Source organism: Rhodococcus sp. IC4_135 (assembly GCF_011602025.1).
Lineage (GTDB): Bacteria > Actinomycetota > Actinomycetes > Mycobacteriales > Mycobacteriaceae > Rhodococcus_F > Rhodococcus_F baikonurensis.
On the sequence record NZ_JAAOLG010000010.1, the window covers coordinates 72500 to 90217 of the forward strand.

17 protein-coding genes are annotated in these 17718 nt (G+C 64.3%); 7 read left to right on the forward strand and 10 right to left on the reverse strand.

Annotation, left to right across the window (positions count from 1 at the left end; genetic code table 11):
• Positions 1-6: 6 nt before the first annotated feature.
• Complete coding sequence (locus G8767_RS19025) at positions 7-876, reverse strand: 1,4-dihydroxy-2-naphthoate polyprenyltransferase (RefSeq protein ID WP_166811182.1); 870 nt, start codon at positions 874-876, stop codon at positions 7-9.
• A 49-nt stretch (positions 877-925) separates the two neighbouring features.
• Between G8767_RS19025 and G8767_RS19030 the strand changes: the two genes are divergently transcribed.
• Entirely contained in the window at positions 926-4174 is a 3249-nt protein-coding gene (locus G8767_RS19030; RefSeq protein WP_166811184.1) for a BTAD domain-containing putative transcriptional regulator, read from the forward strand.
• A 21-nt stretch (positions 4175-4195) separates the two neighbouring features.
• On the opposite strand, the gene G8767_RS19035 is transcribed toward G8767_RS19030, so the two are convergent.
• Together G8767_RS19035 and G8767_RS19040 are read right to left on the reverse strand one after the other, a co-directional pair.
• A complete protein-coding gene (locus G8767_RS19035; RefSeq protein ID WP_095970354.1) occupies positions 4196-5023 on the reverse strand; it encodes an ABC transporter permease in 828 nt (275 codons plus the stop codon).
• Positions 5020-6027 carry an ATP-binding cassette domain-containing protein gene (locus G8767_RS19040; RefSeq protein WP_095970353.1) on the reverse strand — a complete coding sequence of 336 codons (1008 nt, stop codon included), beginning with the start codon at positions 6025-6027 and terminating at the stop codon, positions 5020-5022. The genes G8767_RS19035 and G8767_RS19040 overlap by 4 nt, the downstream gene beginning before the upstream one ends.
• 154 nt (positions 6028-6181) lie before the next feature.
• Between G8767_RS19040 and G8767_RS19045 the strand changes: the two genes are divergently transcribed.
• Entirely contained in the window at positions 6182-7075 is an 894-nt protein-coding gene (locus G8767_RS19045) for a type IV toxin-antitoxin system AbiEi family antitoxin domain-containing protein (protein WP_166811186.1), read from the forward strand.
• Positions 7076-7129: 54 nt separating this feature from the next.
• On the opposite strand, the gene menE is transcribed toward G8767_RS19045, so the two are convergent.
• The 5 genes from menE to G8767_RS19070 are packed head-to-tail and all read right to left on the reverse strand — an operon-like array spanning position 7130 to position 10441.
• Positions 7130-8269: an o-succinylbenzoate--CoA ligase gene (menE, locus tag G8767_RS19050; RefSeq protein WP_166811188.1), complete on the reverse strand. Its 1140-nt coding sequence runs from the start codon at positions 8267-8269 to the stop codon at positions 7130-7132.
• Positions 8266-8568, reverse strand: coding sequence for a DUF3349 domain-containing protein (locus G8767_RS19055; RefSeq protein ID WP_095970351.1), 303 nt, complete (start codon positions 8566-8568; stop codon positions 8266-8268). The genes menE and G8767_RS19055 overlap by 4 nt, the downstream gene beginning before the upstream one ends.
• A gap of 4 nt (positions 8569-8572) precedes the next feature.
• On the reverse strand, positions 8573-8908 hold the full coding sequence (locus G8767_RS19060) for a DUF3349 domain-containing protein (RefSeq protein WP_095970350.1): 336 nt from the start codon (positions 8906-8908) through the stop codon (positions 8573-8575).
• Between the two features lie 54 nt (positions 8909-8962).
• Positions 8963-9226 carry a hypothetical protein gene (locus tag G8767_RS19065; protein WP_003942079.1) on the reverse strand — a complete coding sequence of 88 codons (264 nt, stop codon included), beginning with the start codon at positions 9224-9226 and terminating at the stop codon, positions 8963-8965.
• A 15-nt stretch (positions 9227-9241) separates the two neighbouring features.
• A complete protein-coding gene (locus G8767_RS19070; RefSeq protein WP_095970349.1) occupies positions 9242-10441 on the reverse strand; it encodes an inorganic phosphate transporter in 1200 nt (399 codons plus the stop codon).
• A gap of 284 nt (positions 10442-10725) precedes the next feature.
• Between G8767_RS19070 and G8767_RS19075 the strand changes: the two genes are divergently transcribed.
• The 5 genes from G8767_RS19075 to G8767_RS19095 are packed head-to-tail and all read left to right on the forward strand — an operon-like array spanning position 10726 to position 16337.
• Entirely contained in the window at positions 10726-12150 is a 1425-nt protein-coding gene (locus tag G8767_RS19075; protein WP_124568215.1) for an ABC transporter substrate-binding protein, read from the forward strand.
• Between the two features lie 60 nt (positions 12151-12210).
• Entirely contained in the window at positions 12211-14469 is a 2259-nt protein-coding gene (locus G8767_RS19080; RefSeq protein WP_166811190.1) for an ABC transporter permease, read from the forward strand.
• Positions 14462-15205 (forward strand): ABC transporter ATP-binding protein, encoded by a 744-nt coding sequence (locus G8767_RS19085; RefSeq protein WP_020968954.1) that lies wholly within the window; start codon positions 14462-14464, stop codon positions 15203-15205. The genes G8767_RS19080 and G8767_RS19085 overlap by 8 nt, the downstream gene beginning before the upstream one ends.
• Complete coding sequence (locus tag G8767_RS19090) at positions 15202-15975, forward strand: ABC transporter ATP-binding protein (protein WP_206029526.1); 774 nt, start codon at positions 15202-15204, stop codon at positions 15973-15975. Before G8767_RS19085 ends, G8767_RS19090 begins: the two co-directional genes overlap by 4 nt.
• Positions 15976-15977: 2 nt before the next feature.
• Positions 15978-16337: a hypothetical protein gene (locus G8767_RS19095; protein WP_003942018.1), complete on the forward strand. Its 360-nt coding sequence runs from the start codon at positions 15978-15980 to the stop codon at positions 16335-16337.
• A 64-nt stretch (positions 16338-16401) separates the two neighbouring features.
• Here the strand turns inward: G8767_RS19095 and G8767_RS19100 are convergent, their stop codons facing one another.
• Together G8767_RS19100 and G8767_RS19105 are read right to left on the reverse strand one after the other, a co-directional pair.
• A complete protein-coding gene (locus G8767_RS19100) occupies positions 16402-16791 on the reverse strand; it encodes a VOC family protein (RefSeq protein WP_095970345.1) in 390 nt (129 codons plus the stop codon).
• A 29-nt stretch (positions 16792-16820) separates the two neighbouring features.
• Complete coding sequence (locus G8767_RS19105; protein ID WP_024487301.1) at positions 16821-17714, reverse strand: 1,4-dihydroxy-2-naphthoyl-CoA synthase; 894 nt, start codon at positions 17712-17714, stop codon at positions 16821-16823.
• Positions 17715-17718: the final 4 nt, after the last annotated feature.

Here is a 17718-nt window from a genome sequence, read left to right on the forward strand (position 1 = left end):
CGAAGTTCAGGCGAGACTGAGCGCAACTGCGGTCGCGGCGCCCCAGACGAGCATGGCGAGTCCGGTGTCGCGCAACGCGGGGATCAGAGCCATTCCCTGGCCCCCAGAACGCAGCGGGGCGTTGGCTCGGATTGCGAGTGGCAACGCGAGCAATCCGAGCAATGCCCACGGAGTACGCAGGATCAGCAGCAGGGTCGCGACGAACGGGACGGCCAGCAGGATCACGTGCAGCGTGCGGGTCTTCGCGTCGCCGAGTCGGACTGCAAGAGTGATCTTTCCGGACTCGGTGTCGGTCGGGATGTCCCGAAGATTGTTGGCGACAAGCACTGCGCTCGAGAACGAACCGATGGCTATCGCTCCGGCCAGTCCGGCCAGGTCCACCCGCTCGGCCTGCACGAACTGAGTTCCCAGCACTGCGATCAACCCGAAGAAGATGAACACGGCGATCTCGCCGAACCCGCTGTATCCGTACGGCTTCGTGCCGCCGGTGTAGAACCACGCACCGATGATGCAGAACACTCCGACCGCGACCAGCCACCAGGCCGTGGTCGCAGCCAGAACGAAACCGGCTACCGCGGCAACGGCGAAGCAGCTGATCGCTGCGGCCTTCACCGCTCCGGGACTGACCAACTTCGATCCGACCAAGCGCAGTGGCCCGACGCGGTCGTCGTCCGTTCCGCGGATTCCGTCGGAGTAGTCGTTCGCGAAATTCACCCCGACGATCAAGGCCAAGGAGACGATCAGTGCCAGGAGCGCCTTCCACCACACTGCGAGGTCCAGTGACGCCGCGGCTCCGGTGCCGACCAGCACGGGCGCAATCGCGTTCGGGAGTGTGCGCGGCCTCGCGCCTTCGATCCATTGAGCAGCTGTTGCCATACGACGATCTTTGCACTGTGCAATACGATCGAACGCGGTGGATCAGCACATGACTCGAGACGTGAGTGAGCGCGCCAGGTACGCGCAGTCGGGCGCAGACCTGGCAGACATTGCCTTGCTCGGACCCGTTTCGACCAAAGTGGGTGATCGTCTGGTGCCCCTCCCGGGGCCGCGAGCTCGAACTCTCCTGGTGGCGCTGGCTCGTAATCCCGGTGAGCCACGTACCGCGCAGAGCCTGATCGACGACGTCTGGGGGCTGGAGCCGCCGCGCTCACCGATGAACGCGCTCCACACTCAGGTCTCGCGCCTGCGATCTGCACTCCCGGACGGGGCCCTCGAGGTGACGGCGGCCGGATACCGGCTCACTCTCGCTCGGGAGCGTGTCGACCTGGCCAGGGCAGCGGACGCGGCCCGTCGGTTGCGCTCGGGCGGCGCCGACGCGTCCGAGGCGCTTGCCGTCACGACCGACGCGCTGCGCCTGTGGCGCGGTACCCCCGGAAGCGACGTCGTCGGCGACGTCGCAGATCGCCTCGCGCTCGACGCGGGCCGCGTGTACGACGAACTGGAGTCGGCGCAGATCGACGCATTCCTCACGTTGGGGGAGTACGCGGCAGCCATTCCACTGGTGCGAGGACGGCACCTGGCGAGTCCATTCGACGACACGGCAGCCGAAGCACTGATGCGCGCGCTCGCCGGAGCCGGCCGCGTCAACGAGGCACTGGAGGTGTTCGCAGAGTTTCGAAACCACCTCGCCAACCGTCTGGGCGCTGATCCGTCACCTGCGCTGGTGACTCTGAACGCAGAACTTCTGGGCGCGCCGGCAGCTACACCACGGGCTGCGCGTGCGATCGGTCTACGCGCTGCCCCCAACACCTTGCTCGGTCGCGATGGCGACATCGACCAGATCGAATCCTTACTCGCCCGCTCTCGCGTCGTCACGATTCTCGGACCCGGCGGTGCCGGAAAAACCCGTCTCGCACACGAATTGGGCCTGCGCGCATCCGTGAACCGGCCTGGCGTCTCGGTGGTACTCGTGGAGCTGGCGTCGTTGCGCAGCAGCGAAGACGTCATCGCGGCCATCGGCGGCACCCTCGGAATCAGCGAATCCGATCTGGCGCCAGGAAAATTGACCGTCGGCCGGACGCATTCGGCGCGAGAGCGACTCAAAGAGGCGCTGTCGGCCGGTCCGATGTTGCTCATCCTCGACAACTGCGAGCACGTGATCGGCGCGTGTTCGGAGATCGTGGCCGAGATGATCGCGGCCGGTCCTCAGTTGACGGTACTGACCACCAGTCGTTCGCCGCTCATGATCAGTGCCGAGGCGGTGTACCCGTTGCCGCCGTTGGCGATCGACGACGGATCCGGGTCGGCAGTCGAACTCTTCTCGGCGAGAGCCCGCGCGGTGCGGCCGTCCGTTCATCTGGACGTCGACGCGGTCGTCAAGCTGTGTACGACGCTCGACGGACTCCCGCTGGCGATCGAGCTCGCTGCCGCTCGGGTCCGCACGATGAGCGTCGACGAAATCGGTTCGCGACTGCGAGATCGGTTCGCGTTGTTGCGCTCCGACGATCCGACGTCTCCGGACCGGCATCGGACGCTGCACGCGGTGATCGACTGGAGTTGGAATCTGCTGGGCAGCGGGGATCAGATCGCGCTGCGTCGGCTGTGCCGATTCCCGGCAGGCTTCACGCTTTCTTCGGCGCAGGCAGTTGCAGGGTGGGGCGAGCTGACCGATGTGGCGGGCGCCGTCGAAGCTCTGGTCAATCAGTCGCTTCTTTCCGTCAGCGACGGACAGGGCGATCTTCGGTACTACATGCTCGAGACGGTCCGTGAATACGGCGAGGAGCAACTCGCCGCGTCCGGGGAGGGGCCGGAAGTGATTCGGCGCCTCGACGACTGGGCGATCGCGATCGCCGAGGACGCCGTCGTGCGATCACGAACGGACCAGCTTCGCCTGATTGCCGACTTGGACGCCGAGCACGACAACCTTCTCGCTGTTCTTCGCTGGGCCGTGGAGCGCGGCGACGCGGTTACGGTGGCCAACGTCTTTCCCGTCCTCGCGATTCTGTGGGCCGTACGAGGATCGAACTCGGAAATCTCGAATTGGGCGTCGAAGATCGTGGGGGCGACCGCGGACAACGATCTGCGCGACGTGAATGCGGAACTGGTCGGCGCGACGTTCATCCTGGTGGCAATGCATCTCTTCTTCGGGGAGGCCGATCGAAACCATGCCCGTGCGCGGGTCCGCCTTCGAAAGCTGTTGCGTGAGCGCGATGATCTCGGTCCGTTGTTCGCATTTCTGATCAAGCTGACCACGAGTGGGATCGCCAACCACAAACTTGCGCGGTTGGTGGCCGAAGGCGTTCGCAGTTCCGATCCCGAGACCCGAATGGCGGCGCTGTCCGCGCGTTCGAACATGCGGGAGAACATCGGGGATCTGCGCGGTGCATTGCTGGACGGCGAGGCGTTGTTCGACTACGCCACCAGCATCGGTGACGAGTGGGGTCTGGCGATGGCGGCCCAACATGTCGGGTCGGTTCACAGCCAATCCGCCCGTTACGGCGAGGCCATCGAGTTCTACGCGATCGCGGCGGCGTCGATGGAACGTCTCGGTGCGCGTGACGAGGCGATGCAGCTCATCTGCTTTCAAGCCGGAGCAATGATCGCGGCCGGTGACACCGCTGGTGGTCGGGTACTTCTCGATCGGGCACGCCCGGCCTTGGCCCACTCGGGTGGGACCGGAGCCATCGAAACCGATCAACGGCGCGCGGCGCTCATGGCGAGTATCGCCGAGGCGGATCTCGAGGACGGCCGTATCGAGGACGGCCTGGCTCGGTATCGAGAAGCGCTGGAGCTGTTGGGTTCTGCGATCGAGAACATCTTCGGTGATCCCTTCGTCGTTCTGCTCGGTGCCGCGGCGGTGTGCGCTCACGCGGTTCACGGCCGGCACGAACTCGTGGCGGGTCGCGTTCTGCAGATGAAGGAGTCGAGTGCTCTCAAGCTCGATCCCAACGGTTACGCGGACCTGCCGCTCGCGGGTTCGTTGGCGTCGGCGATCGGGTCGTTCGATCTTGTGACGGGCAACATCGATCGCGGGGTCGAACTGATGGCACTGTCGTTGAAAATGCCGGGGAGACAGGACTTCGTCTCGCTCCACCATGCGCGCCTGTCCGACTTCGCTGTCGGTGTGGTCGGGTCCGACAGGTGGTCTGTGGAAACCGAGAAGGTGTCGGGCTATTCGCGCAGAGCGGTCCGCGAAGCAGTGTTGGCTGCGCTTCGCGGACCGGTGCTGGACTAGAGCTGGACGATGTTGCGGGACTTACGTCTTGCGCATGTACATCCGGACGGTCAGAGGTGCCATGACGGCAACGATCACCGCGGCGCCGACCAAGGACCAGACCACGTGGATGCCGAAATGGCCGTCGTTGGCCAGCTCGCGAACCGCGGTCACCAAGTGCGAGACCGGATTGACGTTGACGAACTTCTGAAGCCAACTCGGCATGGTGGCAGGATCGACGAACGCATTCGACAGGAATGTCAGCGGGAACAGCACGAGCATCGAAACGCCCTGCACCGTGGACGCTTTGTTCATCAGCACGCCCATGAGGGCGAAGATCCAGCTGATGGAGAACGCACACACCATGACCAGGATCGCAGCGGACAGGATGCCGACCACGCCGCCTGCCGGGCGGTATCCCATCGCGAAACCGACGATGAACGTGATCGTCGTGGCGATGCCGTAACGCACGACGTCGGCGAGCAATGCACCGGACAGCGGGGCGATGCGCGCGATAGGAAGGGACTTGAAGCGGTCGAACACACCCTTGTCCATGTCTTCACGAAGCTGGGTGCCCGTGACGATGGAACCGGTGATGACGGTCTGAACGAGAATGCCGGGGATGATCGTCGGCAGGTAGGCAGTCACGTCACCGGCGATCGCGCCGCCGAAGATGTAGGTGAACATCAACGTGAAGATGATCGGCTGGATGACGACGTCGAACAGTTGCTCGGGGTTGTGCTTGATCTTGAGAATTCCGCGGTACGCCATCGTGAACGTGTTCGCGAAGCTCTGCTGCAGACTGATCCGGCGGGGCGCAGAGTCCGGTTGCGCAATCGGCGACCGGGGTTTGGTGAGGGTGGTTGTCATGCGACGCTCCGATCGGAGTCGTTGTCGGACTGGGCGTCGTTGCGTCCACCGTCTTCGGGCTGGTGCCCGGTGATGGTCAGGAACACTTCGTCCAGGCTGGGTTTCTGTACGTTGATCTCGTCGACGGCGATACCTTGCTCGCGCAGGCGGATCAACAGGTCCGCGGTGATCGACGGGTCGCTCAGCGGGGCGGTGATCCGACCGACCTCGGGCGTGACACCCACCTCGACGCTCAGCGCAGCGGCGATGAGCGAGCGAGCTTCCTCGGTTCGATCACGATCGACCAACTTGAGCTGTAGCGAAGAGATCCCGACCGACGCCTTGAGTTCGTCGGCGGTGCCGTTGGCGATCACGCGGCCGCGGTCGATCACCGCGATGCGATCGGCCAACTGATCGGCCTCGTCGAGGTACTGCGTGGTGAGCAACACCGTCGAACCCTCTGCGACGAGTCGCCGGATGGTCACCCACATCTGGGCGCGGGTGCGCGGATCGAGGCCGGTGGTGGGCTCGTCGAGGAACAGCAGCGGCGGGCGAGCGATCAGGCTGGCCGCCAGATCCAGGCGTCGACGCATACCGCCGGAGAAGTTCTTCAGCGGTTTGGTTGCGGCCTCGACCAGGTCGAACTCCTCGAGGAGTTCGAGGGACTTGCTGCGTGCGTCGCGGCGGCTCAGACCGAGTAGTCGCGAGAAGATCACGAGGTTTTCGGTTGCAGTGAGGTCCTCGTCGACGGAGGCGTACTGCCCGGTGACGCCGATCAGGGAACGGACCGCGGTGGGTTCACGGCTGACGTCGTGGCCGAAGATGCGTGCCTCACCGCCGTCGGGGCGTAGGAGGGTCGCGAGCATGCGGACGGTGGTGGTCTTGCCGGCACCGTTCGGCCCGAGGACGCCGAACACCGAGCCGGTGGGGACGGTCAGGCTGACGCCGTCGACCGCGCGGTGCTCGCCGAACTTCTTGACGAGTCCGTCGGCCTCGATGGCAAGAGGCGAAGCTGTGTGGTTCATGGAGTGAAGCTTGGCAGATCGATCTTGCATGGACCTTGCGTGGAACTTGCGGTTACTTGCACAGCGCGCGAGGTCGGTGCTCCACAACCGGCAAACACTCCCCAGACGGATCTTGCTCGTCGGTCCGCGGGCGCGGTGGCATCAGGCTCACTGCATGGAAATTCTCACGCGGGCACAGGCACACCGCGACGGCACCAGCGACGAACAGTTGCAACGAGCGGTCAAGCGAGGTGAGCTGCACCGAATCGCGGCGGGGATCTACATGCGGGCCGATCACTTCCGCGAACTCGATGCGAGAGCACGCCATCGCTGCGCTGTCATGGCAGCCGTCGAAACCTGTGGACCCGGCGCAATCGTGAGCCATGCTTCGGCAGCCGTCGTGCACGGATTGGATTGCGGCGGATTGCGATTGGAGACCGTACACATGACGCGTAGCCGACCCTCGGGTGGGCGGAAGGGCCAGACCTTGCATCTTCACCCGGCGGTGGTCCCGCCCGAGGAAGTCGTGCTGATCGACGGTGTCGCAACCACGTCGTTGGCGCGAACGTTCGTAGACCTCGCGCGGACGACGTCGTTCGAGAACGCCGTGGTGATCGGTGATTGCGCCCTGCGACGCGGGATGAGACGTGAGGACGTCGACGCCTCTCTCGATCATGCGCGCGGACGGCTGGGGATGAGCCGGGCGCGGGTCGTGGCCGAGTTCGTCGAACCGGGTGCCGAGAGTCCCGGGGAGTCCATCAGCCGCGTACGGATGCGCGACCACGGTTGGCTGAAGCCGACTTTGCAGCACGAGATCCGTCACGGTGGACGGTTTGTCGGAAGGGTCGACTTCTTCTGGAAAGAGCACGGTGTGGTGGGCGAGTTCGACGGGATGGTCAAGTACCGCGGCGACGATCCGGGTAGGGCGGTCGAGCGCGAGAAACTGCGCGAGGACGCGATTCGGGACGCGGGGTTCGAGGTGTTCCGGTGGGTATGGGCGGATCTGCGTGACTTCGAACGCGTCCGGGAAAGGTTCGAGCGGGCTTGCCTCCGCGGAGCCGCGCGCTGATTGTGCAGCCGCACCCCTGATCAGGCCTGCGGCTGAAGAAACGTGCTGCGGCTGCTAGCTGAACCGAGCAACCAGGGCGGCGCGATCGAGCTTGCCCGGGCCACGGAGGGGGAGCGCGTCCACCACGAACAACTCGCGCGGCGCTGCGGTCACGTCGAGTGTCCGCTGAGCATGTGTGCGCAGCTCCTCGAGCGTCGGAGCTTCGCCCTCGGCTACGACGACGGCCACCACCCGCTGCCCGAGTCGCCGGTCTTCGATGCCGATCACCGCGCACTCGCGAACGGCGGGGTGATCGGCCAGCGCGGCCTCGACGACCTGCGGTACGACGGTCAGTCCGCCGGTGGAGATTGCCTCGTCCAACCGGCCGCTGATGCGCAGAACTCCGTCGACCACTGATCCGGCGTCGTCGGCCCGGAACCATCCGGGTTCGGCGAACGCGGGGTGGTCGGGAAGCCCACGATACCCGGACGCGAGCATCGGTCCACCCAGTAGAACCCGGCCGCCGTCGATGCGAATCTTTGCCCCGGACAACGGGATTCCGTCGTACACGCAGCCGCCGGAGGTCTCGCTCATCCCATAGGTGCGGACGACGGTGACGCCCGCTTCGGTGGCCTGCGCGAGCACCGGCGCAGGCGTCGCAGCGCCGCCGAGCAGAACGGCGTCGAGCGAGGCCAACGCCTCGACCGCGGCGCGATCACCGAGTGCCTTGACCAACTGAGTCGGCACCAACGAGGTGTAGCGGCGCGGTCCGCTCATCGCGGCGACGGCGCCCGGAAGCGCTGCCGGGTCGAAACCCGCACTGACGTCGACGATCACCGGCTGTGTTCCGGCGAGCACACTGCGCAACAGAACCTGCATACCGGCGATGTGGTGCGGGGGCAGGACCAGCAACCAGGATCCGGTGCCGCCGAGGCGTTCGTGGGTCGCGTCGCCGCTGGCTCGCAGTGCAGCCGCGGTGAGCATTGCCCCTTTGGGAGTGCCGGTGGTTCCCGACGTGGCGACCACCAGCGAAATACCGTCGTCGATGGGCTGATCGGGGTGCAGAGCGTCGCTCAGGCGAGCTGTCTCGCGTGCGTCGGCCGCCGGGACGGGGAGCACGGCGTCGTGCTCGCCGCCCAGGATCTGCGCGATGCGCGGCAATACCTCGAAGACCGCCTCGCCCTGCGGAACCGCGAGCGTGCGAAGAACGTTCACCGGATGTCCGGCCCGGCAAGCGGCCAACCACCGTCAGCCAGATGGCTTCGCACGCGGTCGACGTCGGTTTCGAGAGGCATCTCGTTGGTGATCTTCGTGATGAGGACCTGGATGTCGGTCTTCTCGATAGGCAGATCGCCGTCCTCGATCAACGCGTCGGCGACGGCGTCGACCTCGGATTCGGAGAGTCTGCGGGTGAGGAGCGCGAAGAGCGGGATGTAGTCCTGTTCGGGGACGCCGTTGGGATAGCCGGCCCGCAACCAGCCGACTATCGACGTGAGGAAGGGCGGAAGGGCCATGACGTCAGCTCACGTCTCGAACTTCGTTGTCGGCGTCCGCGTCTTCGATGACCGGCCATCCACCTGCGCGCAGTCTTTCGGTGACACGATCGACGTCGTCCTCGGACGGCTCCTCGTTGAGGATTCCCTCGATGATGGCGCGGATGGTGTCGTAGTCGACGTGCCGGTCCGGTACCTCGTGTGCGGACTCGATGGACATCGAAACGACCTGCTCGATCTCCTCGTCGGTCAGTCGGCGACGGAGAACCGCGAGCAGCGCGAAATGATCCTTGTCCGGGATGCCCTCGGGGTACCCGGCACGCAGCCAGTCGAGCACGCTGCGCAATGAATACTTGCTCAAATCCTCGGCCTCATTTTCGTTTCGGTGGTTTCAGTGGTGTACCGCGACGACCACTCAGAAGACGTGTATTCCGAACGTGCTGGCCAAGAAGTTCTTCATCAACAACAGTATTCCGGCGAAGATCGTGACGAGCACGACCGCAAAACAGAGGTACGCACCCATTTTACCCAGGGTGGACGGTCCTTCGGTGCCGTCGGCGTTCGGCAGGCTCAGCGACTTGAGGCCGAAGGCGAAGATCGCCGGAAGTCCCGCTCCGAAGAGCAGTCCGACTGCCACTACCTGCCAGAGCGAATCGAGGGTATCGGTCAGTAGATGCATTCTCTTGCGCCCCTTTCAGGAGTTGCGGGTGGCTTCGGTGGACGGAGTGGGTTCGGCTGCCGGGATCTCGGCAACTGCCGCATCTGAATTCTCGTCCCATTCGGCAGTCACGTTCGCCGCGTCTACGGGTTCCTTACGCGAGCGTATGTACATGAAGATCGCGAAGGCGATGAGTGCAGCGAAGACGACCAGCACGCCGGCCAGTCCGCCGATCAGATGCGCGAGTGCCCAACAGATGGCGCCGACGACCGCGGCCGACGGCAACGTGATCAGCCAGGCAGCGGCCATCCGGCCCGCGACGCCCCAGCGGACCTCGGCGCCCTTGCGGCCGATGCCGGTACCGAGGATGGAGCCGGTGGCGACGTGAGTGGTCGAGAGGGGGAGTCCGAGGTGGCTCGACGTGAGGATGATGGCGGCGGACGACGCTTCGGCAGCAAGTCCCTGCGGAGCGGCGATCTCGACGAGGCCCTTGCCCAGGGTGCGGATGATGCGCCAACCGCCGAGGTAGGTCCCGAGGGCGATCGCGACGGCACAGGTGAACTTCACCCAGAACGGCATCTCGGTCTCGGCGGTGATGGTGCCGTGAGCGACGAGGGCCAAAAAGATGACGCCCATCGTCTTCTGGGCGTCATTGGTGCCGTGTGCAAGTGAGATCAGTGAGGCGGTGCCGATCTGTCCGAAGCGGAAACCGCGCTCGCGCTCGTCTTCCTTCACGGATGCGGTGATGCGGTACACGAGCTTGGTGCCGACGCCTGCGACCAGAGCCGCGACGACCGGCGCGAGGATTGCGGGGACGACGACCTTGGTCAGAACTCCGCCCCACTCGACTCCGCCCATACCGATGGAGGCGATTGCGGCGCCGATCAATCCGCCGAACAGTGCGTGCGAGGAGCTCGACGGCAATCCGAGAAGCCAGGTCGCCAGGTTCCAGATGATTCCGCCGACAAGACCGGCGAACACGATCAGCAGCAGATCCTGCCCGCTGACCGCGCCGAGGTTGACGACACCTTTGGCCACCGTCGCTGCCACCTCGACGGACAGGAACGCACCGACCAGGTTCAGGATCGCGGAAAGTGTGACCGCAACTTTGGGCTTGAGTGCACCGGTCGCGATGGAGGTGGCCATTGCGTTACCGGTGTCGTGAAAACCATTCGTGAAATCGAACGCGAGGGCGGTGACAACTACCACCAGGAGGATTACGAGCTCTGCGGTCACAACGTGAATTGTGCGTATCGAACGCGTAAAAGTACAGCGAACGGGATGCGAACAGGGGCTCAGTGGAGTACGTCCCCGTGCGTGGGCTGCGGCGCTGCCGTTCGCGATGTGTTCAGCGCCACGAAATCGGAACCCTGTGTGGGACCTCACTTTTTGGTCTCACTCACCGGGAAGGCACATTCGGACCGTTTTAAACGCTGATTACCTACGGGCACCGAGCGCACCGGAACAGGGGTTTCACCCCTGTTTCTCGGTGTCTGTCAGTGAGAAGGAGAGCTCCGACCGTGAAGCCCAACAAGTCCACGAAGCTGATCGTGGCACTCGCCGCGACCGCCGTTCTGGCGTCAGCCTGCGCATCGAATCGTGGTGACGATCCCTACGCCGTCGCTGTCGGCGGATCCGGCGTCGGCGCCGACCTTGCGTCGAGCACCTCCGATGCGAAGTTCGGCACCCTCGATTCGCCGTGTGGCGAAGGCGACGCCACCGGCGCAACCGATCAAGGCGTCAGCGACACCGAGATCAAGATCGGGTTCGGTGACGACCGCGGGTACGTGAAGTCACCGGGGCTGAACAAGGAAATGAGCGATGCCGTCAACGCGCTCATCTCTTGGTGCAACGATCAGGGCGGCATCAACGGCCGCAAGGTCGTCGGTACCGACTACGACGCCGCGATGACGCAGGCCAACTCGGTCATGCAGGAAGCGTGCGCGAGTCAGTTCATGATGGTCGGGTACGGCTTCGCCATGGATCAGACCGCCGAGCAGACGCGTGTCGCCTGCAACCTGGTGTCCGTACCGGGCTTCACCGTCTCGCCGGACGCCGCGAACGGACCCATGACCTTCCAGGGAGTTCCGTTCCCCGTCGACTACGCGAACGGTTCGCAGTGGTTCCAGATGGCCGAGATGCACCCCGATCTGGTGAACGACTTCGACGTCGTCAACAGCACGATGCCCACGATCATCAGCTCCACCACGAAGATTCGTTCGATTGCCGAGGCCGCGGGCTTCAAGCTCAAGGATTGCGGCGTCACACTCAACTACGAGGGCGAATCGAGCTACGTGCCGTTTGCCGAGAAGTACAAGGAGTGCGGCGCGAAGGGTATCTGGACGTCACGATCGGCGAGCCCGTCGGAGCTGAACTTCGTGAAGGCCCTCGACCAGGTCGGGATCGACCCCGTCTTCTTCGGCGAAGCCACCTGGTACGGCGCGACCGTCTCGGATTGGAACAAGGACACCGGACTGCTCGACAACCTCAACGCGGGCATGACCTTCCAGATGCTCGAGAACGCGGACAAGGTGCCCGCAGTGAAGAAGTACGTGGATCTGGTCTCCGAGCAGGGCGGCAAGACTGCGCTCCTCGGGATGCAGGCGGCGTCGTCGTTCCTGTTGTGGGCCGCCGCCGCGGACGAGTGCGGCAGCGATCTGACGCGCCAGTGCATGGTCGACGAACTCTCGAACATTCACGAGTGGGACGGCGGCGGATTGCATGCCGTCACCGATCCCGGCAAGAACATGCCGGCCACCTGCGGCCTCATGACCTCGCTGAAGGGCAATACCTACGCGCAGGCGTTCCCGTCCACCGCGGGCGAATTCAAGTGCGACCCCAAGTACCTCGTCGCGACCGACAAGAGCACCTGGGGAACCGAACTCGGCGCTGACCGCGTGTCGACGAAGTACCAGAACGCCAACGTCATCAAGCCGCAGTCCTGATTCTTCCGACTCGGGCGGCGCGCGCCAACCGCCGCCCGAGTCCCTAACGAGGGTTCAGCCATGAACACTTTTGTCACTTTCACGATCCTGGGCCTGGTCCTGGGGTCGGTGTACGCGATCGCCGCCTCCGGGTTGGTGCTCACGTACAACACGTCAGGCATCTTCAACTTCGCGCACGGTGCACAGGCAATGCTCGGTGCGTTCATCTACTGGCAGTTGCGCTACGGCTGGGAACTTCCCACCGTCGTCGCCTTGCTGATTTCACTGGTCCTCGTCGGTCCACTGATGGGTCTCGGGCTCTACGTCCTGATCATGAAGGGCCTGCGCGATACTGCCGAGGTCACAAAAATCGTTGTGACGGTGTCGATCCTGCTCGGAATGCTCTCGATTTCGCACTGGTTCTGGCATCCCGAGACCGCCCGAACGATGCAGATGTTCTTCGGCGACCAGTCCAAGATCACGGTGTTCGGAGCGAGCATCCGCTACCACGAGTTGATCTGCATCCTCGTTGCGATCGCAATCGCAGTCGGCCTGCGTGTTCTTTTCACACGCACCCGCGCCGGTGTTGCGATGCGCGGCGTCGTCGACGATCCGGAACTACTGCGCCTCAACGGCCACAACCCGGAGCGTCTCGCGGCACTGTCCTGGGCGATGGGTTCGACGCTCGCAGTGCTGGCCGGCATCCTGATCACCCCGATCAGCGGCGGCACACTCGAGGCGAACATGTTGACGCTCTTGGTGATCGACGCGTTTGCCGCGGCCATGTTCGGCCGGTTGCGCAGCATTCCGCGCACGTTTGTCGGCGCCGTGGTTCTCGGCCTTGCCGGTACGTACGTGTTGGCGTACTTCCCGACCAGTTGGAGTTGGACGTCGAACTTCCGTGTCTCCCTGCCGATGATCGCGCTGTTCGTCGTGCTCATCGTCCTACCTCAGGACCGGCTTCGCGGTGCGGTCACTCGTACCCGTGAGCGCTACCACGTGCCGAGCGTGCGCAAGGCCGTCGTCTGGGGCGTGGCGCTGATCGTCATCGTGTACCTGATCCGTCTGCTGATGGTGACGTCCGCCGTCACGACACTGACCATCGGAATGACGTTCGCGATCATCGCGCTCTCGCTCACACTCCTCACCGGCTACGCGGGTGAATTGAACTTGGCGCCGGTGTCTTTCGGTGCTATCGCCACCATCGTGGCCTTTCACTTCGGGATCTCCGGTTCCGGGTTGGCTGCGCACCTCAACCTGTGGGGCATCGTCGTCGGAGTCCTGGTCACCGCAATCATCGGCGGCCTCGTCGCCCTGCCGGCGCTGCGGCTGAGAGGGCTGTATCTTGCGCTTGCAACCATGGCCTTCGGAGTGTTCCTCTCCAACATGGTTCTTCGTGACACCACCGAACACGAGATGTTCGGCATGAAGTACTCGCTGTTCAAGGACGGCAACATCGCCCTCCCGCCGCTGAAAATCGGCCCGCTCGATCTGAGCAACGAGACGGTGTTCCTGATGACCGTGACCGCCCTGTTCTCGGTACTCGGCGTCGGCGTCATCGCGTTGCGTAACAGCGGTTACGGGCGCCGACTCGCTGCGATGAAGGACAGCCCGGCCGGTTCGGCCATGCTCGGCCAGAGCCTGGTTCGGCTCAAGCTGAGCGTCTTCATGATCTCTTCGGGGATCGCCGGACTCGGCGGCATTCTGATGTCGAGCGCGATGGGTTCGGTCTCGGGTGAGAGCTTTGCCATCATGGTCAGCCTCTCGCTGCTCATGCTGACCGTCGTCGCCGGAATCGGATACGTCACCGGCGCACTGTTCGGTGGGCTCATGGCCGGAATCGGTTTTGCCGTCATCATGGTCTCGTTCACCAATCTGGCTTCGGCGCAACCGGAGCTGGAGGGAATGTGGCTGCTCTTCGGCAACATCGCCGCGGTGAGCCCGGCGCTGATCGGTATCGGTGTCGGCGCGAACCCCAGTGGCACCGTGCACAGCGTGATCGAGGGCTACCGACGGCTCGCCGATGCCAAGCCGGTTCTGATCGGCGGCGCCGCGGTCGTTCTGCTGACCTACGTCCTTGCTCTGACCGGCGTTTTGGGCAACTGGTGGTTCGCGTCCATCACGATCGCAGTGGTGTTCATGCTGCCGGTGATCGGTGAGATGGTGATGCCCCGTGCGGTTCTCACCACGGAAGAACTGGCCGCCAAGGCAACAGTCGTCCCCGAGGACGTCGGGATCGACGTCCCGTACAGTCCCGAGATCCGTGACGAGATCGACCGCGAACTGGGGCTCCCTCAGTACCAGGGCAGCTCGCGGAAGGAGTTGACCGCCCATGTCTGATGCACCACTACTCGAAACGCGCGGTGTGAGTGTTCGTTTCGGCGGGCACGTCGCGGTCAAGGACGTTTCGCTCACCGTGCAACCCGGAACCGTGACCGGACTGATCGGACCGAACGGCGCCGGCAAGACGACGCTCTTCAACACCATCACCGGGCTGCAGAAACCCACCTCCGGTCAGGTGTTTCTCGGCGGCGTCGACGTGACGAAGCTGCCGCCGCACAAGCGGGCAGGTCGCGGGCTGGCACGTACCTTCCAGCGGCTCGAGTTGTTCGTCTCGCTGTCGGTGCGTGACAATCTGCGCGTCGCCGGCGACATCCACAAGGCGAACGGCCGCAACAAGATCGACGTGGACAGCGAGACAGATCGTCTGCTGGAGCTGACCGGGCTGACGGATGTCGCGGACAAGGATGTCGCAGACATCCCCACCGGACGCGCTCGCGTCGTCGAAGTTGCGCGAGCCCTCATGACCGACCCGCGAGTGCTTCTGCTCGACGAACCGGCCTCGGGTCAGACCGAGCAGGAAACCGAGGTCTTTGCCGAGATGCTCACCGAACTGGCAGCGGGGGGACTCGGAATCTGTCTGGTCGAGCACGACATTCCACTGGTGATGAAGGTGTGCTCGACCATCCACGTACTGGACTACGGCGCAGTCCTCGCCTCGGGTGATCCGGAGAAGATCCGGACGGATCCGGAAGTGATCGCGGCCTACATCGGGACCGAGGAGGAGGCAGTATGACTTCAGCGAAATTTGGCGAGGAGAAAATTGGCGCGGTGAAAATCGACGAGGGATTACGCGGCGCCGACCGCCCCGAGCCGCTGCTCGAACTCTCCGGTGTCCGTGCCGGTTACGGATCCATCGAGGTTCTGCACGGGGTCGATCTGGTTCTCGAACCCGGCGCCGTGGTGGCGCTACTCGGACCCAACGGTGGTGGCAAGACGTCGACGCTCAAGATCTGCTCGGGTGTCCTTCCGGTCACCCGCGGCGAGTTCCGGCTCGCGGGCCAGGTCGTGAACGGCGTCGAGCCTTCGGAGTTGGCTCGGCTGGGGGTGTGCTCCATCCCCGAGGGACGCGGGATCTTCGCCAACCTCACTGTGCGGGAAAATCTGTGGATCGCGACCGGAACGGGCGTCGGCTTGGCCGAACTCGAAGAGGTTGCGTACGGCAGGTTCCCGATCCTGGGGGAGCGGCGTGGTCAGTTGGCGGGATCGATGTCCGGTGGCGAGCAGCAGATGCTGGCGCTGTCTCGGGCACTCGGCACTCACCCGACGGTGCTCCTGCTCGACGAGCTGTCGATGGGTCTCGCACCTCGAATCGTCTCGCAGATGTACGACGTCGTCGGCTCGCTTGCAGCCGAAGGCATTTCCATTCTGGTTGCCGAGCAGTTCGCACGAGTGGTGCTCCCCATCGCGACCTCGGCCGCACTGATGTTGCAGGGACGCGTCGTGAAGACCGGCGATCCACACGACATCGAAAACGAACTTTCTACCAGTTATCTAGGAGGATGACGATGACTACTCTCGCCGAAGATCGCCGTGAGGAATTCAAGAAGAACATCGCAGAGTTGAAGCTGGACAAGAAGCAGGCAGGCGGCGACGCGGCGACGCGCATCGCAGGCCTGGTGCTCATGGTCGTCGGAGTGGTCGGCGCCTTCGTCGTCTACATCTCTTCGCTGACGCTCTCGGACCTACGGGATCTGGTGTCGTACCAGATTCTCACCGTGGTTTTCCTCGCCCTGACAGTGGTCGGTGCTGCGCTCTTCCTGGCCGCATCGGTGGCAAAGGTGCTGCGGCTGTGGTTGGTTCGCCAACTGCTCGAGGGCCAGGCCCAGACAGATCAGATCTCGCAGGCGCTGAGCACGCGCAACTGATCTCTGCGAAGAACCGACAGATGCCCGCCACGGAAGTTCGTGGCGGGCATCTGTCGCTGCTCGACTATTCCGCCGGCGGCCGGGAATCTTTTCGGATCGGATGATCCTCGGGAATCTGCACCATCACGATCGGCGTCCCGTCGGGGTCGGCGATCCACATCTCGTGCAGACCCCACGGTTCCTGCCTCGCCTCGCGGGCGATCTTGACTCCGGCGAGAACCAGTTCGGTCTGCACCGCAGTGAGATCACGGACCTGCAGCCAGATCGCGCCGCGAAACCCACCCTCGCCGGTGCCACCGTGAGCGGCGACTTCGATCAGCCCTTGGCCGGCGAAGAAGACTGTGCCGCCGGGGTATTCACGAGCGATCGCCAGACCGAGGGTGTCTCGGTAGAAGCTCAGCGTTCGTTCGTACTCGCTCGGGCGCAATATGGTACGGCTACTCAGAATCTCCACGTCCGGCCTCCCGTCTCACACCTACTGTCTCAGAAGTACCAGGGATATGGTGACCAGTCGGGGTCACGCTTTTCGAGGAACGAGTCGCGACCCTCGACGGCCTCGTCGGTCATGTACGCCAAACGTGTTGCCTCACCGGCGAACAGCTGCTGGCCGACCAACCCGTCGTCCTGCAGGTTGAACGCGTACTTGAGCATCCGCTGTGCCTGCGGCGACTTGCCGTTGATCTTGCCTGCCCAGTCGATCGCGACGTTTTCGAGTTCCGCGTGGTCGACAACCTTGTTGACCGCGCCCATCTGATGCATTTCCTCGGCGGTGTACGTCTCACCCAGGAAGAAGATCTCGCGGGCGAACTTCTGGCCCACCATCTTTGCCAGATAGGCGCTGCCGTAGCCGCCGTCGAAGCTTCCGACGTCGGCGTCGGTCTGCTTGAACCGTGCGTGCTCGCGGCTGGCGAGCGTCAGGTCGCACACCACGTGCAGGCTGTGACCGCCGCCCGCAGCCCAACCGTTGACCAGGCAGATCACGACCTTCGGCATGAAGCGGATCAGGCGCTGGACCTCGAGGATGTGAAGGCGTCCGGCGCGTGCTTTGTCGACGGTGTCCGCCGTTTCACCTTCGGCGTACTGGTAACCGCTGCGGCCACGGATGCGCTGGTCTCCGCCCGAGCAGAACGCCCAGCCGCCGTCCTTCTCGCTCGGTCCGTTGCCGGTGAGCAGGACCGCTCCCACGTCGGAGGTCATACGGGCGTGATCGAGCGCGCGGTACAACTCGTCGACGGTGTGCGGGCGGAACGCATTACGTACTTCCGGTCGGTCGAAGGCGACGCGAACGGTGCCTTGGCTGACGTGCCGGTGGTACGTGATGTCGGTGAGGTTCTCGAATCCGGGGACAGGGCGCCAGAGCTGCGGGTTGAAGGTCACCTGA

Excerpts from the sequence above, each read along its gene's own strand:
- G8767_RS19025 (WP_166811182.1), bottom strand. The coding sequence starts at position 876 with ATGGCAACAGCTGCTCAATGGATCGAAGGCGCGAGGCCGCGCACACTC.
- G8767_RS19030 (WP_166811184.1), top strand. The coding sequence starts at position 926 with ATGACTCGAGACGTGAGTGAGCGCGCCAGGTACGCGCAGTCGGGCGCA.
- G8767_RS19035 (WP_095970354.1), bottom strand. The coding sequence starts at position 5,023 with ATGACAACCACCCTCACCAAACCCCGGTCGCCGATTGCGCAACCGGAC.
- G8767_RS19040 (WP_095970353.1), bottom strand. The coding sequence starts at position 6,027 with ATGAACCACACAGCTTCGCCTCTTGCCATCGAGGCCGACGGACTCGTC.
- G8767_RS19045 (WP_166811186.1), top strand. The coding sequence starts at position 6,182 with ATGGAAATTCTCACGCGGGCACAGGCACACCGCGACGGCACCAGCGAC.
- G8767_RS19055 (WP_095970351.1), bottom strand. The coding sequence starts at position 8,568 with ATGGCCCTTCCGCCCTTCCTCACGTCGATAGTCGGCTGGTTGCGGGCC.
- G8767_RS19065 (WP_003942079.1), bottom strand. The coding sequence starts at position 9,226 with ATGCATCTACTGACCGATACCCTCGATTCGCTCTGGCAGGTAGTGGCA.
- G8767_RS19080 (WP_166811190.1), top strand. The coding sequence starts at position 12,211 with ATGAACACTTTTGTCACTTTCACGATCCTGGGCCTGGTCCTGGGGTCG.
- G8767_RS19085 (WP_020968954.1), top strand. The coding sequence starts at position 14,462 with ATGTCTGATGCACCACTACTCGAAACGCGCGGTGTGAGTGTTCGTTTC.
- G8767_RS19090 (WP_206029526.1), top strand. The coding sequence starts at position 15,202 with ATGACTTCAGCGAAATTTGGCGAGGAGAAAATTGGCGCGGTGAAAATC.
- G8767_RS19095 (WP_003942018.1), top strand. The coding sequence starts at position 15,978 with ATGACTACTCTCGCCGAAGATCGCCGTGAGGAATTCAAGAAGAACATC.